Genomic DNA, 21513 nt, shown 5'->3' with positions numbered 1-21513 from the left:
GAGGGGTGAGGTGTGAGGGGTATTGCCGCTCACATCTCAAGCCTCATACCTCACACCTACCTCTCGGGCCGCTGCCAGGGTGTCTGGCCGCCCTTTTGGATATAAGTCATTAATAATTTGTTCAAAGCATTTACTTTTTGCGGCTCCCGGTCCGCGAGGTTTTCCTTTTCATAGGGGTCGGCCTCCAAATGATAGAGTTCCAGGGGAGCATAAGGACTATTCTGCAATAATTTCCATCCATCATCAATCAGCGCATGGTAGTCCTTGCCGCCGTATCGCAGTCCTCCTTCTCTTCTCACAAAGTACAGGGATCTTTTTTGCATTTTCGTCTTGCTGTTAAAAAGTATATCGGCAAAACTCGTCCCATCGTAACCGTCGCCCTCCTGTCCGGAAACAATCGCCTGCAGAGTCGGTAGCACATCCATGGTCATCAGCTTTTCATTTGAAGCCGTTCCCCTGGCAATCCGGGCGGGCCAGGTAGCAAACGCCGGGATGCGGATCCCGCCTTCATACATGCTCTGCTTCCCGTTCCGGTAAGGTTGGTTGTTGGCCAGGTCATCCAGGTTTCCGCCGTTGTCGCTCAGGAACAGGATCAGTGTATTGTCGTACCGGCCCGATTCTTTCAAAGCCTTCACCACCCGGCCTATTCCATCATCCAGGTGCTCGATCAAAGCCACCAGCTTTGCCCGTTTGGGGTCTATTCCCGGCTGTCTGGCCATGACCTTGTCGTACCAGGCCTTAGGCGGCTGAACAGGAAAATGGGGTGCATTGTAAGCCAGGTACAGAAAGAAAGGAGCGGTTCCCTGCGCGGCTTTACGGATATAATCAACCGACCAGTCGGTAAACAAATCAGTAGCATGCCCTTGAGGATAGATAATACTGTCGTTTTTACGCATAAAATTGACTCCATGCCGCTTATGATCATGGTAATCCTCCATCATATCCTCCAGCCAGCCGTGAAAGTAGTCGAAGCCCTTTTGATTGGGTAAATTCGGCGCTTCCAATCCTAAATTCCACTTCCCCACCAGGGCGGTGGTGTAGCCGTACCTTTTCAGAACGCCCGGCATAAGCGGAACATCAGGCTTCAGGTAGCCCCAGTTATCATGCTTGTGGTACCTGATCAAACCGGGCACGCCCACCGCGTCAGGGTAACGGCCGGTCATCAGTGCGGCGCGCGTCGGCGAACACACCGGAGAATTGGCGTAAAAACTGTCAAACCGGACCCCGTCCCTGCACAAGGCGTCTATATGGGGCGTTCTTACGTCTCCCTGGTTGTAATACGAAACGTCATTAAAGCCCAGGTCGTCCGTGAGAATGACGAGAATATTGGTTTTTTGAGACTGCGCGAACACCATCGGCGGCGCCAGCAGAAACAACAGGATACACTTCGTAAGCTTGCTAATCATGGAGATATTACCATTTCGGGTTTTGGTTAAGACCGGGATTCAGCGAGATTTCCCCGACAGGGATAGGAAGCAGATTGTAATACTCCAGATACCCGGCCGGGAACCTCGTTTCAATCACTCCGCCGAGGTGGTCCCTGATCGTCAGCGGGTAAATATCTTTCCCGATGTTCCACCGCCTGATGTCAGACCAATACAAGCCTTCCAGGGCAAATTCTATTCTTCTCTCGTGCCTCAGCTTCCGGCGGGCTTCGGCCTGCGACAGGGTTCCCGGCAGCGCAGAGATTTTTACGTCGGCCCGCTCGTTCCGGATCCGGTTGATCAGGGCAATCGCTCCCGGGATATCCCGGTTCAGCTCAATCATAGCCTCCGCTTTGGACAGCAGCACATCGGCATACCGCATTACAATGTCATTGATCTCCGACTGACCTGAAACCGGGAGGTCTGCCATATTGTTTTCCCTGTATTTGCGGCTGCTCAGGTGTTTAAGCCGGTTCCCCGGATGGTTAAACGCGCCGCCGGGATAGATGTAATTCGGGAACTGGAAACCCAGGATATACGAGCCGGGGATCACGATGGTGAACTGCAGCCGCGGGTCCCGGTTCTTGAACCTGTCTTTGGGATCTACGGGAGAACCGTCAATGGTCTCGTAGGCATCTACCAGGTCGTCGGTAGGGACGTAGCGGCTTCCCCTGGTAAAGCTGCCGGTTCCTGTACCGCAATACTGGTCATGAAAAGAACCCTGGCTGTTTTCGCCGCGGATGTACTGGATATCGAAAATCACCTCCGCATTGTTTTCGTTCTCCTTTTTAAACAGGCCTTCGTAGCTCGGGAACAAGCTGTAAGTGTTTAATCCTTCTATCTGCGTAGCCATCTCCAGCACTTTATCATACTTGTTTTGATACAACCAGGCCCTCATTTTCATCGCCATGGCAGCACCTTTCGTAGCCCGTCCTTTTTGCGGCGCCTTAACAGCAAGGTTATTGATCGCCACGTCGTAATCAGAGATGACCTGGCTCCAGGTTTCATCAAGAGAGGCACGCACGAGGCTCTTGGCCTCGTCGGCCGATATGGCCGTGGTGATGAGCGGAACGCCGCCGTAAGTATCGGCCAGCAGGGAGTAGGCCAGGCCTCTCAAAAAATGTGCTTCGCCGGCGTAGACCTTACGCTTGTCGTCAGGCAGATCTACCTGGTCCAGTATCTTCAACAGGTAATTGGCCCTGAAGATAATGGCGTAAGCGCGGGTCCAGCGGTAGGTAACCACGTCGCCGTCTGACGAGGAGAGCTGCCCGTTGCCCATCTTGGCAATGGGTGTATTGCCCCAGTTGAATGCATTGGGCGTGGCGCCGTCAAGCACGCCAAACCCGAACAATCCCTGGTTATAGATAGAGTTTTCCTTCAGCAGCGAGTAAACGCCATTCAGCGTGTACAGGATGTCCGTTTCATTTTCCGGAAAACGGGCGGAGGTGATCTTGTCTTCAGGAAACACCTCCAGGTAATCGGCACAACCCGACGCGCCGAAAAACAGGAATAAGTATATCAGTCTTTTGAACATGGCCTAAAAATTTAAATTGACACCAAATGACAGAATTCTCGGAACGGGATATATCGCAGCCCCCGCGTCGAACGTGTTTCGTTCAGGGTCATACCCGTCGTATTCTTTGCTCGCGATCGTCCAGAGATTTTGCGCGTTCAGGTACAGGTATGCTTTCTGAACCTTCAGCCGTTCGGTAATTTTGCCGGGCAATCCGTAGCCCAATTGCAGATTTTTGACTTTCATAAAGCTGCCGTTCACTACCCAGAAGTCAGAATCCGCGCTGTTCCAGGAATCGTCAAATCGTGCCATAGGCAACTCTGACCCGCTGTTTTCAGGCGTCCAGGCATCCAGCCACCGGGTTTGGATGACGCGATTTTCGAAAGCCAGGTTGGTAAAAATGTTGCGGTTAAACAGGTTGACCCCGCTAACGCCCTGCAGCAGGATATTCAGATCGAACCCTTTGTACTTGAACGAAGGGGAAATGCCGTAGGTAAATTTAGGTATGGTATTCCCCAGTGACTGTTTGTCCTGGTAATCCATCCTTCCGTCGTTGTTCACGTCCCGGAACTTCAGGTTGCCGGCCCGCGGTACAAACCCGTTGGCATACATATGCTCCTTTGCTTCTGCATCCGACTGGTAAATGCCCTCCGTTTTGTACCCGTAAAGTTCGCGGAAAGAATACCCCTCGCGGATGAGAAACAGCTGATCCGGCGATCGTTCGGTACCGAAGTCCGTCACTTTGTTTTTAATGTAGGTCAGATTGAAGCCTACGTCGACTTTGAGGCGGTCTGCCCCCGGGGAGATATTGCGGTAATTCAGGATAACTTCCACACCGTCATTCTGCATGGCCCCCTTGTTTTCAAAAGGAGCGGTCAGGCCGCCAAGCACAAGGGGTATCGGCAATTGTACCAGGATGTCGGTGGTGTTCTTTCTGAAATAGTCCGCCTCAACCGAAACGCGGTTGTTCCAGAAGCCGGCCTCCACCCCGATATCCAGGGTAGAAGTCTGCTCCCAGGAAATATTTTCATCGACGAGCGACGTAATCGCCATCCCGGGTGCAAATGCCCCGCCGAAGCTGTTGCTGAGCAGGTTACTTTGATCTATTATAGTCAGGTACGGCGCGTAGCTGGCCACATTCTGGTTACCCAGCTTTCCCCATGAAGCCCGCAGCTTCAGGTTGGAAACCAGGTCGGAATGGCGTAAAAACGCCTCTTCCGAAACCCTCCATCCGAGTGAGACACCAGGGAAATACCCCCACCGGCTGCCTTTTCGGAACCGGGAAGAACCGTCTGCCCGGAAGTTGGCCTCGAAGAGGTACTTGTCTTTGAGCGCGTAATTGACCCGTCCGAAATAAGATAAAATGCGCAGGCGGTTCATATTGCCGGTCCCCTGGATACCCGCCGTTCCGGCGTCGACCTGGGTCAGCCCCTCTTTGGGCGGGTTGTTGCGCCGGGCAAATACATTCTGTATCTTATTACTTTCGTTCTGAAAACCTGCGAGCAATTTGAAATCGTGGCCGTTAAATGCCTTCGACCAGGTAAGAGTAGAAAAGAAGTTGGTATTCATCGAATAGTCCGCGCCGCGGTTCATCTCCAGTCCTTCCCGGTTATAGTTGCGGGTAGTGGTTTCGATACCGGAATCCGTATAACCAAAAACACTGGTATTGTACCGGTCAACCAGGCTCCATGCGCCGTTGGATGAAAAGGTGGTTTTGAACAGCAGGTCTTCGGTAATGTTGAAGTCTGCCGTGGTGTTGATCATCATCAGGTTGTCCTGGGTGGTGGTACGCCCGTTGGCAGCGTCAATCAGCGGGTTCCGGTTGTCGTACAACATGGCGCCCGCCTCGTCAAAGGCCTCTACAGAGCCGAAACGCCCCTTGCGGTCATAAGCTGCGGTATAGGGTGTGGCGCCGCCAAGCATTTCGAAAACCCTTCCGAGGGAGCCATAGTGAACATCGGCATAGGGCTCTTTCGACAAGCGGTTCAAAAAACTCAGCCTTCCTGCCAGTTTAAACCAGGAGTTGACCCTGGTGTCCACATTGGCACGAATGCCGAGCCTGCGGGAATTGGTATTGGGAACGAGGCCCTGCTGGTTGAGGTTGTTAAGCGAAAGATAGGTGGAGGTCCTCCCCGACGCACCGGAGATGGACAGGTTGTTTTGCTGGATCAGGGCGTTGCCGAACAACTCCCTGAACCAATCCGTGTTGGGATATTTGAAAGCATCCCCGCCGGATTTGTAACTGTCGATCAACTGTTGCGGAAAAATCGGGCTGGAACCATTGTTGGCCATCGCCGCATTGGTCAGCTCCATACTTTGCGCGCTGTTATTGATGAGGCTAAAGTGCCTACCCAGCGACTGTATGCCCACGTACGAATTAACGTTTACCTGCATCTTGTCGCTGTCTGCAGCCATTTTTGTAGTAATCAGCACGACGCCATTCGCTGCCTTCGAACCGTAGATGGCAGCACTCGCAGCGTCTTTCAACACCGAAATCGACTGAATGTCAGAGGGATTGAGCTGATCAAAAGAGCCTTCCACACCGTCGACGATAATAAGCGGATTGGAATTGTTGAGTGTGCCCCAGCCCCTGATACGTATCTGCGCGCCGTCGCTGCCCGGCTTGCCCGAATTCTGGCTGACCCAAACCCCCGACGCCGTGCCGCCAAGAGCCTGCGAAGCGTTCGTAACCGGTCGGTTGTTCAACTTGTCGTCATATTGGATCGTCGAAATTGCGCCGGTCAGGTTAACTTTCTGCGTCCCGCCATAGCCTACTACCACCACCTCTTCCAATGATTTTGTGTCGACCCTCAGGCTGATCTCGATATGTGTACGCTCTCCGACGGCCAGCTCCTGGCCCAGGTAACCGACAAAGGAAAAAACCAGGATCGCACCCGGGCCCGGCACTTCAATGCTGAACGAGCCGTCCACGTCCGATATCATACCCGTCTGTGTGCCCTTCACGAGGATGCTGACACCCGGGAGGCCCTCCCCTCTTTCGTCAGTGACCTTGCCGGTCACCATATGGGCCAAACCGGGCCGTTGCAGCTCCAGTTTTGATTGGAATTGCAGCTTTTTAGCAGCGCTGTTCTGACTTTTCCTGATTACAATATTGTGCCTGAAAATTTTGTAGGTCAGCGGTAGTCCTTCAAAAAGCTGTTTTAACGTTTCTTCAATGGATTCCCCGCGGATGTTCACCGATACCCGGTGATGAACCGGGATTTCGATCCGGTCGTACAGAAAAAGATAGTTCGTCTGGCTTTCTATGGCCTTCAGCGCCGACTCCAGCGTAACATTTCTTTTTTCCAGTGATATTTTCTGGCTATACCCTGTACCCCATACCTGGGTGAGGGCCGCGAGCAGAAAAAAGGTCAGCAGTTTCATTTTCATCAACAAGTTAGGCGGCATGATCAAATCATACCACGCCTTGTGGCGGGATATGGGTTTTATCTCCATATATTTGTATGGTTTGGGTAAAACATGAGTTGCTTTCTGAACAAAGGTTATTTCGTGAAAAGCCCGGACTTCGCAGGGAGAATGTTGCAAGCATTTTCCCTGTTTTCTTTTGGGCCCCGGATCAATTATGGTGATTTTGCTTTTACAGCCATGGCTGGTAATTATAGAGTTAAAAAATTTCGCGCAATAACGAACCTTTATAGATATACGTTCACGGTACTATGATCATCTTCCTTCCTTCCATCCGGTAGTTGATCCCCGCATATTGAAGCATGGACATAAACTCCGACAGCTCCACGTTCCGCGGCACCTTTCCTGCCAACTGCTTTTTGGGAAGAACACCTTCATAGGCGATATCTATATCGTACCAACGTGAGACCTGCTGCATAATCGACGCTATGTCGGCTCCTTTAAAGTAGAACAGGTTATTTTTCCAGGCCGTCACCTCTTCGACGTCTACCGGTCCGATACTGATTGTTCCGTCCCGGCCCACGCTGGCCGCCTGCCCGGGTACCAGCTTATTTCTTTTATTTCCGCTTTTCAATGCAACGGATCCTTCCACGAGTGTCGTGCGCGAAACCGCCTCGTCGGGGTAATTGGCAATATTGAACTTGGTACCGAGGACTGCCACTTCATTGTCGCCGAAAATAACTTTAAACGGCCGTCTAATGTCTTTTTTAATATCGAAAAAGGCTTCTCCTTCTATCTCCACCTTCCTTTCAACGGCGCTGAACCCTGTCGGGAACCTTATCGATGAGGAGGCATTGAGCCAGACCATACTGCCGTCGGGTAACCCGATTTTATACTGTCCTCCCCTCGGTGTCGATATGGTATGATTCCCATTGGCGGGGTGTTCATTTCCCGCGGCTTTGTATTCAAGATAACCGTCAGTCACCTTATTTATTTCAATCGCACCCTGTCTGAGAATCAGGCCGTCAGCGGCCTCATCCAGCAGGACGGTCGAACCATCGGCCAGCGTCAGCATTGCCCGGTTGCCCCCCGGTTTAATAGCCGGTTGTACACGGGCGGTAAGATCCGCTTTACCTGTCCCGTCGTTGCCCCATTTCAACCAGGCGCCTGAAATACAGATAAACGCCACTGTCGCAGCGACGGCGTATTTTCCCCATCTGCCTATTCTCCGGCCATTGTCCCGAATTTCGCCACCGTCGCCCTCTCCTTCAAAGTGATCAGTCGGCAAAGGCGGGATGATTGAATTCAGTATCCTGTTTTTTATCGCCTCGGGTAAGGCCTGATCCGTTTCATTGAGGGTGTCCCATGCCTCTTTGGTCAACTCCGATAAGCCTTCGTCATGTTCGGACTTTCTCACCAGCTCCATCAACTCATCCGTCTCCCTCTCGGTAGCCACACCATGATAATAGCGCTGAAAAAGGTAGGACAGCCGGTTATTCGGTTTTCTCATTCGATTTGGTACAAGTCAATAAAACCTTATGCCCTTAAAGACAACAGGCTACAAAAAAAGGGGGTATGACTGCTATACTTTTTTCTAAAAAAATGCTTCCCTTAGAGATACCGGGGGCAAAGCCTTACTACAAACAACTAAAAATCAATAATTTAACATCAAACTACCATTGCAGATTTTTCCGCCCTATGCGGAGAAAAGCAAGGAAAGAATTAATGATATACTGGCAGATGCCTTATCGAGGACGTAGGTGCTGATAGACTCGGTGGCCAATTGCAGGTACTTTTTTACGGTCTCCCTGGACAGGCCCATCTGGTCTGCTATCTCGGTGTATTTTTTTCGTTCGTGCCGGCTTAAAAGGTACACTTTCTGCTGTTGTGGCGGAAGGCGGTTGATTGCTTCATCGATCAGCCCGTAGGGCCCCGGGTCTTCGGGTTCGGAGGAAATAAAAGATTTTTCTACGAGGTTCCAGCCATCGTCGGTAAAGGTTACGCGGTCTCTTGCAACTTTTTTGAGGCTGTTCAGGGCCTGGTTCTTCGAGACAATGTAAAGGTAGGCCCGCAGATCATGGATCTGGGACAAAGTCTCGCGGCTCATCCATATCTTCAGAAACACATCCTGCACAATTTCCTCCGTGAGCTCAGGCGACCGGGTGATGCGCATAATATGCGTAGCCAACATTCCGTGGTACTGCTCGAACAAGGCCCGGAATGCCCTTTCGTCGCCCCCTGCTACTTTCAGAAGCAACACTTTCTCATCGTGCAGACGGGCATACGATATCATGGTTACCAATAAATATTTAAAGCGAACGGGCAAATATACCAACCAAGCCTCTATTTCTTCATGTAAATACTAAAAATTGTTCATTTTGAACATTCCGCCTGAGGAACTCCCCGGTGCCAGCGCAACGGGTATTACCACTTTTTTTGGACATTTGCGTCAGACACCAATACTCAGTCCGATCTAACCGGCGAAAAGCTTTGGCGTCATAATTCATAAAGCATTTTTTTACCAGCCATTCCAACTTTCGTTCAATGAGACTACTCGCAAAAACTTGCTTCCTGGTAATCATACTTGGGCTTAAAGCTTACGCCGGAGGCGACAAGCCGGAGGTGGCATACCGGACGGAGACGCTTGTCATAACCAGGCTTGCCGAAAATGTTTATGAGCATACGTCTTTTTTGAATACCCGGACCTTTGGAAAAGTTCCCTGTAACGGTATGGTAATAACGGCCGGGAAAGAAGCCGTTGTATTCGACACGCCGGCCGATGACCCGACCTCCGCCGAGCTGATTGCCTGGATCAGCAGCGACGTGCCCCGCATTATAAAGGCGGTAGTAGCTACGCATTTCCATGAAGACTGCGTAGGCGGACTAAGAGAGTTCAGAAAACACAGCATTCCTTCTCACGCGAGTTTCGGGACGATAAAGCTGACAAAAGCGGCAGGCTTCCCGGTCCCGGACAAAGGTTTCAGAGAAGCGCTGGCGCTGGGTGTCGGCGACAAAAAAGTGGAAGTCCGTTTTTTTGGCGAGGGACATACCAGAGACAATGTAGTCGGATATTACCCGGATGAGAAAGTCCTCTTCGGCGGCTGCCTCATCAAAGAGCTGAATGCCGGCAAGGGTAACCTGGCCGACGCCAATGTCAAAGCCTGGGCTGAAACCGTCAGGAAAGTAAAAGCCGCATACCCGGATGTAAAAGTTGTCATACCCGGTCACGGTAAAACCGGCGACAAATCCCTTCTCGATTACACGATCGGTTTGTTCAGCGGGGAATGACCTTCGCCCCCTAAAAAAAGTACCGGAAGCACAACAGTGGCATCACAAATCGAGAAACGGTTTGTTGTCCATCAGGTATTTCACCAGGGAAGCGGTATTTTTAAGATTCAGCTTGGCCAGGATGTTTTTGCGATGAGTTTCAACGGTTCTGACGCTCAGATAAAGCCGGTCGGCAATTTCGCTGTTGGTGAGCCCGTCTATAATCAGCCGGGAAATGTCCAGTTCGCGGCTCGATAGCTGCACGCTTTCCGCCGCGCTGCCGCTCTTGACGGGTGCCTGGCTGACTTTATCGCGTATGGCCCGGGCGATGTACACCTGGTTGTTCAACACAGTCGCCAGCGCCTCATAAAGCTCTTCTTCATCTGCGTTTTTTACCAGGTAGCCATCTGCCCCCGCCTCCAGCATTTTGACAATACTCGATTCGTCAGCCAGCATCGACAATACCACAATTTTCACTTTCGGGTAAAGTGACCTGACTTTCAGTGTGGCCTGGTACCCGTTCATTACCGGCATATTGACATCCAGCAAGAGAATATCCGCCGTATGCCCCGCCAGGAGATCCAGCACTTCCTGTCCGTTGCGGGCCACCGCAATTACCTCATATTGCTCCCTGTCCGACAACAGCAGCAACATGCCTTTGATGAACATCGTATGGTCGTCGGCAATTATTATCTTTTTCATATCCGGTTTGCATCTCGCTTCCCGGGCGCGGCTTCCACCACATCCCGCGGAACAGTCAGTGTGACCGCAGCACCTTTCCCTATACTGCTGTCGATAATAACGCTGCTGAAAATTGCCTGCGCATGTGTCTGTATATTGGTAAGGCCGTACCCTTTTTTGACAAAATCGTATTCAAAACCCTTCCCGTTGTCTTCATAGAGGAATACCAGGCCATCCTCCCGGTTCACCAGCGAAATATAAATCCGGTCCGCGCCGGAATGTTTCAGGGTATTGTTGATCAGCTCCTGGCAAATCCGGTACACCGAATACTGGATCGACCGCGGGATATGGATTCCCTGGGTGTCGATACTGGTTTCTATCCTGACGGTGGTGATGCGTTCTATGTTCCATGACAATTCCCGGATAGCGGCTTCAAGACCATTTTCATCCAGGGTTTTAGGGCTCAGGTTGAACAGAATGTTCCGGAGTTCCGAAATGGTTTCATCCAGCAGGCGGGTGGTATCCCGGTAGGTCTCCAGGTACTGCTCCGACATCCCCTTGGCAGTCGCCTGGATGTATAGCTTCAGCGACGACAAGCGGCCACCCAGGTCGTCGTGCAGATCAATGGCAATGCGCTTTCGCTCCTCTTCCTGGGAACTGATCATGATCCGCAGTTTTTCCAATTGGCGGTTCCTGATCCAGCGCCCGAAAACAAATGTTGCCAGTAGGGCCAGTGCGATACCCGCGAGCGCCAACAGGAACCGGAAATCGGTCCGTTTCCAGAAAGGTGTTTTGATGTTGATTTCCAGCACCGTCGGTAACAAACTGCTATGCGCAAACACCTGGAACCGGTAGTTACCCGGCGGCATGCGGGCGTAACGGACCTCCGTAGCACCGGTGGTTTCAATTGGCTCATTGTCATAACCGATCATCTGGTAGGTAACTTTCCGGTGCGGCGCGTTGTCAAAATCCAGTGGCGTAATATGGAAAGTCAGGGTGTTGGAAGTATGTTTCAGATCCAGTTTTTTTAATCCGACTGCGGCAAACTTGTAATAGGGTTCGTCATTAATGGCGATGTCGGTAATCAATGCTTTTACCGGCGCTCCGCGGACATTTACCGCAGACGGGTCAAAACTGTTGAGACCGTTGCTGCCGCCTGTCATCATCCGGCCGTCAAGAAGCTGCACCAGGGTTCCTTTGGGGAAAACCGGTTGCTGAAGTCCGTCCGACTCGCTGTAGTGATCGAAGTGTCCAGTATCCGGCCGGTAACTGTACAGGCCATTGTTGGAATTGATCCAGAGCCTGCCGCTGCCATCCCGGTTGAGATCGGTACAATGGGCCGTTAGCAAGGGTTTCTCACCGAGCCTCCCGCTGACCGGATCAAACGTGTACAGACCGGAAGTAGTCCCCAGGTACACGGTGTTTCCGATCGTGGCCACCCGGTTGATATTGTAGGGGGTCCGCGCCAGTTCCTTTACAATTTTGAAACCTTGACCAACACGCCGTACCAGGTAGAGGTTGGTATAAAAAGTCTGCAGCAGCAGCTCGTCTTTACCGATAAAAGACAGGTTGCTCACATTGGACCATTCCAGAGAACCGGTCAGCTCCTTCAGGAAATTGACGTGAAGTGCCTGGTCTCCCTTTTTCTCCAGATAGGCCGGCCCCTGTGTGGTGCCGATCATCAGTTTACCATTTACCGGATCCGTCGTGGCATGATTCAGCTCCGAAAAGACCGGATCGATCTTTACCTTCCGAAGTTTCCCGGTGCGGAAAGAATACAGGAAGAACTCGGGGGTTTTCGACTGGATCAGAAGCTCGTCGTTTCCGAAACGGAAGATCCGGCTGATGCCTTCGCCGGGCAGGTAACGGGCGCAGATTTTTTTAAGTGCCGCATCAAGCACCACCACGCCGGAGGCATCAGTGCCGCACCATACCTGCCCGTCCGGACTTTGATAGACTGCGTTTATCGCATTCGTGATCCCCTGCTTTGCCGCCGTTTCGTTGTCCGGCACAGGCATAAAAATCATGGGTTTAACAGGAGCATAATCCACTCCCTTTCCGTGTATGGAAACGAAAAGGTTGTCGTGCCGGTCGATAAATAGTTTTGTGATATGATCGCCGGCGAGGCTGCCGGGATTTTCGTTCTGATGGCTATAATGCGCAACAATTTTCTTTTTCGTAGGATCAAACAGCTTCAGACCATCCCCGTTAGTCCCTACAAAAAGCAGGTTTTTATAAGGATAAATACAGGTAACACCCGCCTCGAAATGGTGTATTTCGCTGGCGCCGGTATGGGGATTGAGCCCGATAAGCCCTCGGTCGGCGGCAATCCAGATTAGAGAATCAGAGACAATCGTTACGCCATCTACATGCAGCGCGGGCGCTTTCCTGAAATATTCACGGGTCCGGACAATTTCGAGGCCCTCCAGTGAATGGACGAAGATGCCACCGCCGGAAGCATTGGTAACCATCCATTTTACCTTTTCTCCGGGGCGCTGACCCACCACCGACCGCCCGTTCGTATGGTTGCTTAACAGGCGAGGCTCCCCGCCGTCATATACGTAGATTCCGCCGGCCATATTGGCCCAAAGCCTGCCCCGGTCATCTACGTGAAACGGGTATGCGTAATAGTAATTCCCGTTGTTTACCGATGGGAATACCAGGCGTTTGAAAGAACCATAGAGGGTATTATGTAAGGAAAGCCCCCGCTGCGTACCCACCCATACATTCCCGTTGCCTGCTTCCAGGAACCCCATTATCATGTTTCCTTCCAGGTTGAGGCTGTCAATGGTTTTGTCCTGGAAAGTAGTACAGGTGGTGCCGTCAAACCGGTTCAGGCCGTTCAGAGTGCCGATCCACAGAAAACCGGTAGTATCGCCGGTCAGGAGAATGATGTTTGGATCGGAAAGCCCGTTCCGGTAGTCCAGGTGGCGGAAATGCACCGCCGGAGGCAAAACCTGGGCATAAACGCCGGACACCGCTGAAGCAAACAGCAGCAGACCGGACCAGAATGCGAGCAGGTATAACCTCATAGCAATGGCTGTTTACTCAATAACTGCAAAAGTATCCTGATAATCTTAAATAAAGCCTACGGTTATCTGAGAAAAAATCCGTTTAGCCGGAGGGGGCCGGGCCGCGAATTCACGAACAAACTCCTTATTCGTGAATTCTGTACAACAAAGTTACAGATGGCTGATAATGGAACGCATGGCTTCTATTGAATCGGTATCCAAAGATCAGCCTTCGACGGGCTCAGGCGCCGTCCGGCAGGTTCCTGCCGGATGGTGCCTGAGCTCGTCGAAGGCTGCCTACCGGATGGAACCTGCCAGATGGCGCCTGAGCTCGTCGAAGGCTGCCTACCGGAGGCTGCCATCCGGTAGGCGGGTGAGCCCGTCGAACCCCTTTAACACAATCCGCCGGATGTCTGATACTCAACCAGGTCAAAACCTAAGCGTTGTTTATTTAAATCAAAGCACCAAACGTGCTTCAATGGAATTCAAGGCTATTATTACCGTTTACTAAATAACGGTAAATATGTCTCGCTCATCTTCCCCGAAAATCTGTCAAAAATGCGACAGCAGGCTATTTTCGGCCTTCCGCAAAAGAAATTACACCTTTTTTGGTATTGAATCCGGCCGGGGGCGCACGTAGTTTTGCCGGTGCTGACAAGAGACAGCGGCAAGATTGTTCCCTAACCCGAAATTAACGCGCTGAAAAAGCCGACAGAAAAGCGAAATGGTATGAAAGCTCATTTGCATTTGCTTTTGCCCGGTTTCCTGTTTTGTGCCCTTCAAACCCAGGCACAGGACATCGCCAATGTCGGCAGGCAAAAGCCTTTTGCCATCAGCGGAGCACTTGATATCCGCACCATTGCCTACCGGTCGGAAGGCATCGCTGCCCGGAGAAGCCCCTTTTCATGGGTGATTTCGGGCAGCCCGACCATCTCCGTGTACGGTATCAGCATCCCGGTGTCGTTTACTTTCAGCGAGCAGGAACGTTCGTTCGCTCAGCCTTTCAACCAGTTCGGCCTTAGCCCGACCTACAAATGGATTACGGTACACGGCGGATACCGAAACATCACCTTCTCGCCGTATACCCTTGCCGGACACACTTTGCTGGGCGGTGGTGTAGAACTGCGGCCCGGAAAATTCAGGGTGGGCCTCATGACCGGCAGGCTGAACAGGGCCACGACCGTAGATACCACTACCGGCGCCCTCAGGCCTTATAGCTTTTCACGCTTCGGGACCGCCGTGAAGGTAGGCTACGGTTCAGAAACCAGTCATGTGGACGTCAGCTTCCTCCAGGCAAAAGACCACGAAAAAAACTTTAAGGGAAACCCCGATTCGGTAACAGTAAGGCCGGCCGCCAACTCGGTGCTGGGGGTGGGATTCAAATTCGGATTCCTGAAAAACTTCCAGGTATTCGGCGACGGCGGCGTCAGCATTTACACCCGCGACAGCCGGTCGGACCTGGTCATGGAAACCGATTCTTCCCGGAAGCTTCTAAGCGGAATGATCAGCCTTTTCAAAGTCAATGGTACCAGCGAATACTACCTGGCCTACAGCGGCGGAGTGGGCTACACCAGTAAATACTTCTCGCTGAAGATCATGTACAAGTACGCAGACCCCGGCTTTAAATCAATGGGCGCCTACTATTTCCAGGACGACCTCCGGAATATTACCCTCAACCCTTCGTTCAACGCCCTGAAGGGCAAACTGCGGTTTACAGGCAGTATCGGTATCCAGGAAGATAACCTGAAAAAACTCAAAGCCGCAACCACCCGCCGCATTATCGGCCTGGCCAGCCTTTCCTGGGAAATTACGGACAAGCTTGGCGTGGATGCGAATTATACCAATTACACTTCAAATGCCGAGCCGACCGTAACCCTGATCGAAAACAAGTACCTGCTGGCCCAGACCAACAGCAATATCTCGGTCACGCCCCGCCTGGTGATGCCCGGAAAAACCACCACCCAGGTGGTGCTTCTGTCCTATAACCTCAGCAGCCTCAGGGACCTGAACAAGGATACCCTGCGGGCCGGCAACATCCGGTCGCAGGTGGCTTTCCTGAACCATAACCTGACCTGGAACAAGCTGGGAATGACCCTCATGTCAGGGTTGAATTATACCACCAACGAGCTGGCCGTGGGTAATTTCACCAACTTCAGCGGTATGCTGGGTTTTTCTAAAACTTTCCTGAAGAACAAGCTGATGGTGAGCAGCAACAACAGTTATGTGCTCACCAAACCGATAAAAGGGCGCGGGAGAATCATGAACCTGGGCGGGAATGTGGCCTACATGCCGGCCAAGGGGCACCGCTTTTCTTTGAGAATCAACTCTATGGACAATCGTATTGAAAGGGACGACGCGGATCCGGTTCGGTATTCGGAGCTTACGGGCGAACTGGCCTACACCTTTAACTTCTGACGTGATGAGAAACCTGGTGTTGTTTATCGGAGTTATGTGCATGGCACTGAGCACCTGGGCACAGGGCAATTCCGTCAGGCTGACGCTCAACCTGATCCCTCCCTACTCCACCAGCCTCACCGATTACCGGCCTTCGCCTTCAGGGCCGGGCAAAATGATCGTGACCATACAAAACCTGGCCAACCGCGAGCAGCGGATTTATATACGTGCCGAAGTCAGGGGGGAGAACAATGGGGTCCGGATTTACACCAATCCCGATTATGTTCCGGCCACGCCGGTGGTACTCGCGCCCATGGAAACGAGACAACTCTTCCCGGCGGAAATTATGGAAATCTATGACCCGAACCGGCTGGTCTACATCGGTACCGACCAAAGGCAGATCCGGAATTCGGACCGGGTGCCGGAAGGCCTCTACTCGGTCTGTATCCGCGCCTACGACCATACACCCGGCCGCACACAATTTCCGTTGTCCGCCGAAAACCCCTCCGGCTGCGCTACGGCCTATATGCAGGATGCCGAACCCCCGATGCTCATACAACCTTTCCAGCATGCCGAGGTCAGGGCTTTCCAGCCTCAAAACATCATTTTTTCCTGGAATCAGCCGGCCGGCGCCGCTCCGGATACCCGCTATCGACTGCGTATACTGGAAATGTTTGAAGGAGACGGGCGTCATATTGATCCGAACGTAGTGTATGAATCTTCACGGTCGCCCGTATTCGACCAGGAGGTGATGGGCACGAACTATATCTATGGACCGTCGGACCATGCACTGGTACCCGGGCGGCGGTATGCATGGGCGGTTACGGTGGTAGATCCTGCCGGGAAAACCTCGTACCGGAACAACGGCCGCAGCGAAGTAAGGGCCTTTCTGTTCAAGGATTTTTCACCAGCACCCATAGCGCCGGCAGCCCCGCCACCCATCGTAAAAAAGAACAGCGAAAAGGAAAAACCGGCTGCTCCGGTTGTGTTGTCCAAGGTAACGTTTGTACGGGACCTGGAGATCCGGAACCTGGTTCTCAATACCTTTAAAGGAAAACTTGTGTGGGCCTTCCGGAAATCGGAAACCGGGTATGTGGCGGCGCCCCCACCCACCCGCGAGGAAGTTCCCGGATCCGGTTCCCGCACGCTCGGCGATTTTGCCCAGCCCAGGGATTTCGCGGTAATGGAAGCGTCACCGGGGATGCTGGACCGGCTCACAAAAACAGGAAACAGCGCGCCGGCTTCAGGTAGTAACAAAACCGCCGCTCCTGCGCTTTCAACCGGTAATCTTTATGCTTTCGGCGGAGGAAATACGCATGTCGAACTGCTTTCAAACGCCGTAGTCGAAAGCAGCTTTATAAGTGAAATGATGCGGAGGCAGCGCCACCAGGCCAGGATACTATCGCTGGCCGATGAGAAACGGTACCCGCTGGCCGACACAAAAATAAGCCTCTATCTTCAGAAAAAAGTGGGCGGACAGAGCGCGGCACCCGGCAGCAACGGCGTGGAAGGAGATCTTCTTGCCGGTCAGGCCATGACCAATGCCGCGGGCGAGTTTTCAATCACCTATACCGACGAGGTGCCGCCGGGATACGAAGCTTTCCTTAAAATCGAGAATCCTTACTTTGAATTCGCGGCTTATGATATCCCGCTGGTAAAAGGAGAAAACGGCACTTACGACGTCGGAGAACTGACGGGGCTGGCCAAAACCTTCAGGATGCGCGTCAAAGTGGTCAACGAAGAGGGTTCAGAGCTCGACCTGGCCACTGTAAGGCTGGAACGAACCGCCGGGTTCTACAACAGTGTCTCCACCAACGGCAACCTGGTGCACGAAGTGATGAAAGACAGTCTGAGCGGCCAGCCCGCCGAAGTAGTCGCGGTGGGCAAATCAGGGTCATTCTGGCCGAGGATGTTTTACAGCCGGAGTTTTTCGGACTCCTATTCCGTGGTTATCGAAGGCGAAGGGATCCGGAAGACGGTTCGTAATGTGAGCCTCATTGACTTCGGCATGGAGGACCTTTCCGAATCGGGCAATGTGGTTTTCCTCGAAAAAAGTTACGTAGCCGACATCGCCCTGCCGGTGGTGGAGGGCCGGGTACTTACCCGGAACGGGGAAATACCAGCGGCAGGCGCTATCGTCACCGTACGCAAAAAGGGCAGCAAGTCCGGGCAAACCACACAACGCGCGGATGGCACGTTTGTTATGATGGTCGATCTTTCGGCCAGATCAGCAACCGCGGATAGTCTCGGGCGCTTTAAGGTGGAAAACATTCCTACCAGTCCCGAAGCGGCCGAGGTGGTCGTCCAGTACAAAGGCAAAGAAACCAAACACGACAAAGATCTGTACCTCTCGCAGCGCGGGTTAAAAGAGGTAATCGATCCGCTGTTCGTCAACGCAGAGCTCGTCACGGTAGTCGGTAAGGTGGTAGACGTTAACGGCGAGCCGCTTCCCGATGCAACGCTCAATTGGAAGAATGGCGGAAAGGCGTTTTACAGCGATGAAGAAGGTAATTTCACCGGAAGCCAGACTGAAGGAAAACATACGCTTATTGCCCGGAAACCCGGCTTCAGGGACACCGAGTACGAGGTAGACCTGAAAGTGGAATCCAAGCAGAAGGGCTCCTATAAACCGTCTGCAGCCGGCAACCTTCTGACCGGGCAATGGGCACAATCAGTAGCTAGCGCCCGGGCACAGTTTACCGGGACCGGCCAGTACGCCGGGCAGGCGGTCGTACCCAAACAGTCTGCGAAAAAGCCGGAACAGGCGCCCGAGGGGAAAGCCCCGGTACTCAGTTCGAACCTCGCGGCGTCGCAGTTGGTCACGACAACCGCCGCATTAAATTATTACAACGTGTTTTCCGACGGTTTAGGCACGGAGTCGATCTCTTCCGGGCATGTCGTTGTGATGAGCAGGTTTTATGTAAAGGCGATCGTAAAAGATGATGCTACCGGGCAGCCGGTCGCCAACGCGAAAGTCTCGACCGAAGGAGGTACCGCTGTTTCGCTGACCAACACATCCGGAACCGCAGTGGTCGGAGATGTGCCTGGCGGCAACGCGGCGTTGATCGTAAGCGGACCGGAAGGGTCTTTTTACGCGACACGCAAAGCCGAGATCCTGATGGAAGTTTCAAAAGATACCCTTACCGTAGAAGTGACGCTCAAAGCCGGGGCAAAGGCAGCGGGGCAGGTGAAACAAAACGGCAACCCGGTAGCCGGCGCGACCGTCGCGGTAGAAGGTCTTGAGCACATTTTCACGCTGGCCGACGACCAGGGCCGGTACACGCTTTCGGGCATACCGGTAGGAGAATATACGCTGATTGCCAGCAAAGAAGGGATGCTGGCCGATCAGAAAAGCCGGCAATTCGATGCGAAAGAATCCTATACCCTTGATTTTAACCTTACCGATCCCGGGTTTAATGCTTCCAGCCTGCTTGGTTTCAAAATGGTGCTGCACCGGTCGAAACCAGGGCCGGGCCCCAATGAATTCATTATTTCCGGGGAGTTGAAAGACCTTCCTGACAACCCGGTCTTCAAAAACGCGGGCAATGGTGCGCTCACGCTACGTTTCTCCGATAAAATCATCGTAAAAGACGGGAACACCATCTACCCCAAAGGCGGGGAGCTGGTTACCGATGTCTCCGAAATCAGGCTGAAGGCCTTCGGCTACCTGGCTGTACGGCTAAAAAACAGCACGGGAATCAGGGTGCGGCCGGCTTCGCCCGGCAATCGGACGGAGGGTGAGATCACTGGCGAAGCTGACCTCGATATAGGCGCCACTTTTGCATCGCTATCCGGGATTACGCTGCCGTCGACGCCTGTTAAGATTAAAACGGGCAATGCCGGCAATACCATAGCGCCGATTTCCAGCACTGGTTCCCTGTCGCTTACTTCGTTCGGACTGTCGGGTGCAACGGAAGGCTGGAGCCTTTATGATATCAAACTTATACCGGACCTGGCCGGCTGCAATGTCGATAAGGACGGGATCAACCTGAAGGGGAAAATCAAAATAGAGGGCGTTCCGCTTCTGAACAACCAGGAACTGAAGCTGGACAGGCTGGTCATCAGCAAACGCGGTGAAATAAAGGACGCGGGTATCAGCCTCAACCCGGCGCCCGTGCTCACCCTGGTTACCTGGAAGCTTAAGCTGAACCGCGTCGCCATCAACCAGTACGGCTTGAAGCTGAGCGGCGACCTGGATGTGCCGGTACCTTCCTCCGAAACGGCGAAAATTGCGGTAAAAGAGCTAGGGATAAACGGAGAATCACTGACCGGCGGCACGTTCCTGCTGCCGTCGGCCGGCATCGATATTTTCGGGCAGGTCCGTTTCAAGACCAACCCGGGCAAGGACTTCACGATCCAGAAAATAGCCGGGTCCACCCATTACCGGTTTATCGGGGCAGGTACCATCGATCTGCCGAAATGGATCAACCAGCGGATCAAGCTCGATCATTTCAGCGTCGCAACCAACGGCGACTTCTCGGTGGTGGCGGAAACCGACATTGAAGTGGATTTCGCCGGGATGGCAAAGCTGGGGATCACCAAGTTCGGTTTTGCCTCAAATGTCTCACAGATTACGGTTGGCGGAAAATTCAGGCTGAATATTCCCATGTTCGGAGCGGGAGCAGAAGGCACTATGTACTTTCGCAAAGGGCAGGCGCCGCGCATGGACGAGCTCGGAATTTACTTCGATCTGGCGTCCGCCATCGCGCTGGAAGCCAAAGTAAAATTCAATGAGACCGAGTTCAGGGGAAAAGGCGGGCTCAAACTTGCCGGCATACCGGGCGTCGGACTGGAGTTCTGGTATGAGAAAAAGAGCGCCGGGCCCCGGGTGGGTGCGCAGTTCCTTGCCAATGTCGTTATTCCGATAGGTCTCGTCAAACTGGACAAACTGACCGGCGGCTTCGACTTTGACTTTTCAGCCAACATTTATAGCATCAATGCCGGCGGGCGCATCACGGTAGCACCGGATCCTTACGGGGTGGTGGCGCTCGACCCCGTAGCGGTCAAAGTAACGTCTGCGCCCGGCGGACCTATTTTTGAAGGCGGAGCTACGGTCAGGGTCATGAATTCCTGGGCCATCGGCTCGGCCACGATGAAACTGGATTTTAACCGCAAACAGTTTTTTATTGACGGTGAATTCGGGGCCGGCTTCAGCCTCATGAAAGGGGTCAACGTAGAAAGCAGATCGGGTGTCCACCTGGAGCTTTTCACGGGGGCCGGCAACAACTATTGGTTTGTAGCCGGTTACTCGAGAACGAACATCCTGGGTATTTTCGATACCGGCGTTACGATTGCAGCCGGGTGGAATGTTCCCAAAAGTACGCACGCCTCACTTGCGGGCGTCCCGGATTTCGTGCTGACCAACGGCAGGCTGTACGGCGGTTATTTCGGAGCGTACTCGAATATCGACATCGGCTCCCCGTCGATCAACTTCCTGGGACTGGCACGCGCCACTGTCTGGTACAAAAATACGGGAATGAGCGAAGTATATGCCAACCTGAAATCCAATGCTTTCGGGCTGAAGATTGCGTCTTCATGGAATGCAGGCGGAAAAGTAACCGTATTCAAGGTGGGCGATATCGCGCATGCCGATATTGGTTTTGCAGGTGCGCTGGAAGGATATTACAACAGTAACGCATGGGGGCTCCGCGGCAGCCTTTCCGGGCATGTGAGGGGCCACATCGGGTGTGACGGAGGCTGCAACTTTATTACCTGGGGCGGGTGCTTCAACGCCTGCCTGGTAGGCTGTGAAGTATGTCCTATTCCCTGCGGATTTAAGGTCTGCGCGGGTGCTGCCGCCGATGTCTCCTACCAATCAAACGGGGGCTTCGACGTAAAACTTAGACTTTTCGAATAA

Annotated in this window: 11 protein-coding genes; 4 read left to right on the top strand and 7 right to left on the bottom strand. The window is 52.9% G+C overall.

Annotated features, from left to right (window positions below; all coding sequences use genetic code 11):
• Positions 1 to 56 precede the first annotated feature (56 nt).
• The 5 genes from ABD852_RS02060 to ABD852_RS02040 form a co-directional block, all read right to left on the bottom strand.
• Complete coding sequence (locus tag ABD852_RS02060) at positions 57 to 1406, bottom strand: sulfatase family protein (protein ID WP_345026341.1); 1350 nt, start codon at positions 1404 to 1406, stop codon at positions 57 to 59.
• Positions 1407 to 1413: 7 nt separating this feature from the next.
• Complete coding sequence (locus tag ABD852_RS02055) at positions 1414 to 2958, bottom strand: RagB/SusD family nutrient uptake outer membrane protein (protein ID WP_345026340.1); 1545 nt, start codon at positions 2956 to 2958, stop codon at positions 1414 to 1416.
• 3 nt (positions 2959 to 2961) lie between these two features.
• A complete protein-coding gene (locus ABD852_RS02050; protein ID WP_345026339.1) occupies positions 2962 to 6393 on the bottom strand; it encodes a TonB-dependent receptor in 3432 nt (1143 codons plus the stop codon).
• A gap of 211 nt (positions 6394 to 6604) precedes the next feature.
• Positions 6605 to 7813, bottom strand: a complete 1209-nt coding sequence (locus tag ABD852_RS02045) for a FecR family protein (RefSeq protein ID WP_345026338.1) — start codon at positions 7811 to 7813, stop codon at positions 6605 to 6607.
• Positions 7814 to 7999: 186 nt separating this feature from the next.
• Positions 8000 to 8596, bottom strand: a complete 597-nt coding sequence (locus ABD852_RS02040; protein ID WP_345026337.1) for an RNA polymerase sigma factor — start codon at positions 8594 to 8596, stop codon at positions 8000 to 8002.
• 251 nt (positions 8597 to 8847) lie between these two features.
• Here ABD852_RS02040 and bla point away from each other — a divergent pair, with 251 nt between their 5' ends.
• On the top strand, positions 8848 to 9591 hold the full coding sequence (bla, locus tag ABD852_RS02035) for a subclass B1 metallo-beta-lactamase (RefSeq protein WP_345026336.1): 744 nt from the start codon (positions 8848 to 8850) through the stop codon (positions 9589 to 9591).
• A gap of 42 nt (positions 9592 to 9633) precedes the next feature.
• Here bla and ABD852_RS02030 read toward each other — a convergent pair whose 3' ends face one another.
• Both ABD852_RS02030 and ABD852_RS02025 read right to left on the bottom strand, forming a co-directional pair.
• Complete coding sequence (locus ABD852_RS02030) at positions 9634 to 10272, bottom strand: response regulator (RefSeq protein ID WP_345026335.1); 639 nt, start codon at positions 10270 to 10272, stop codon at positions 9634 to 9636.
• Complete coding sequence (locus ABD852_RS02025; RefSeq protein WP_345026334.1) at positions 10269 to 13283, bottom strand: sensor histidine kinase; 3015 nt, start codon at positions 13281 to 13283, stop codon at positions 10269 to 10271. Before ABD852_RS02025 ends, ABD852_RS02030 begins: the two co-directional genes overlap by 4 nt.
• A 166-nt stretch (positions 13284 to 13449) precedes the next feature.
• Here ABD852_RS02025 and ABD852_RS02020 point away from each other — a divergent pair, with 166 nt between their 5' ends.
• The 3 genes from ABD852_RS02020 (at position 13450) to ABD852_RS02010 (ending at position 21513) form a co-directional block, all read left to right on the top strand.
• Positions 13450 to 13773 (top strand): hypothetical protein, encoded by a 324-nt coding sequence (locus tag ABD852_RS02020; protein ID WP_345026333.1) that lies wholly within the window; start codon positions 13450 to 13452, stop codon positions 13771 to 13773.
• A 218-nt stretch (positions 13774 to 13991) separates the two neighbouring features.
• Positions 13992 to 15677, top strand: a complete 1686-nt coding sequence (locus tag ABD852_RS02015; protein WP_345026332.1) for a hypothetical protein — start codon at positions 13992 to 13994, stop codon at positions 15675 to 15677.
• A gap of 4 nt (positions 15678 to 15681) precedes the next feature.
• On the top strand, positions 15682 to 21513 hold the full coding sequence (locus tag ABD852_RS02010) for a carboxypeptidase regulatory-like domain-containing protein (RefSeq protein WP_345026331.1): 5832 nt from the start codon (positions 15682 to 15684) through the stop codon (positions 21511 to 21513).

The sequence above is a fragment of the Ravibacter arvi genome (assembly GCF_039540405.1).
Lineage (GTDB): Bacteria > Bacteroidota > Bacteroidia > Cytophagales > Spirosomataceae > Ravibacter > Ravibacter arvi.
The sequence above is the reverse complement of the archived record's forward strand: the minus strand, read 5'-3'. Positions and strand labels throughout refer to the sequence as shown.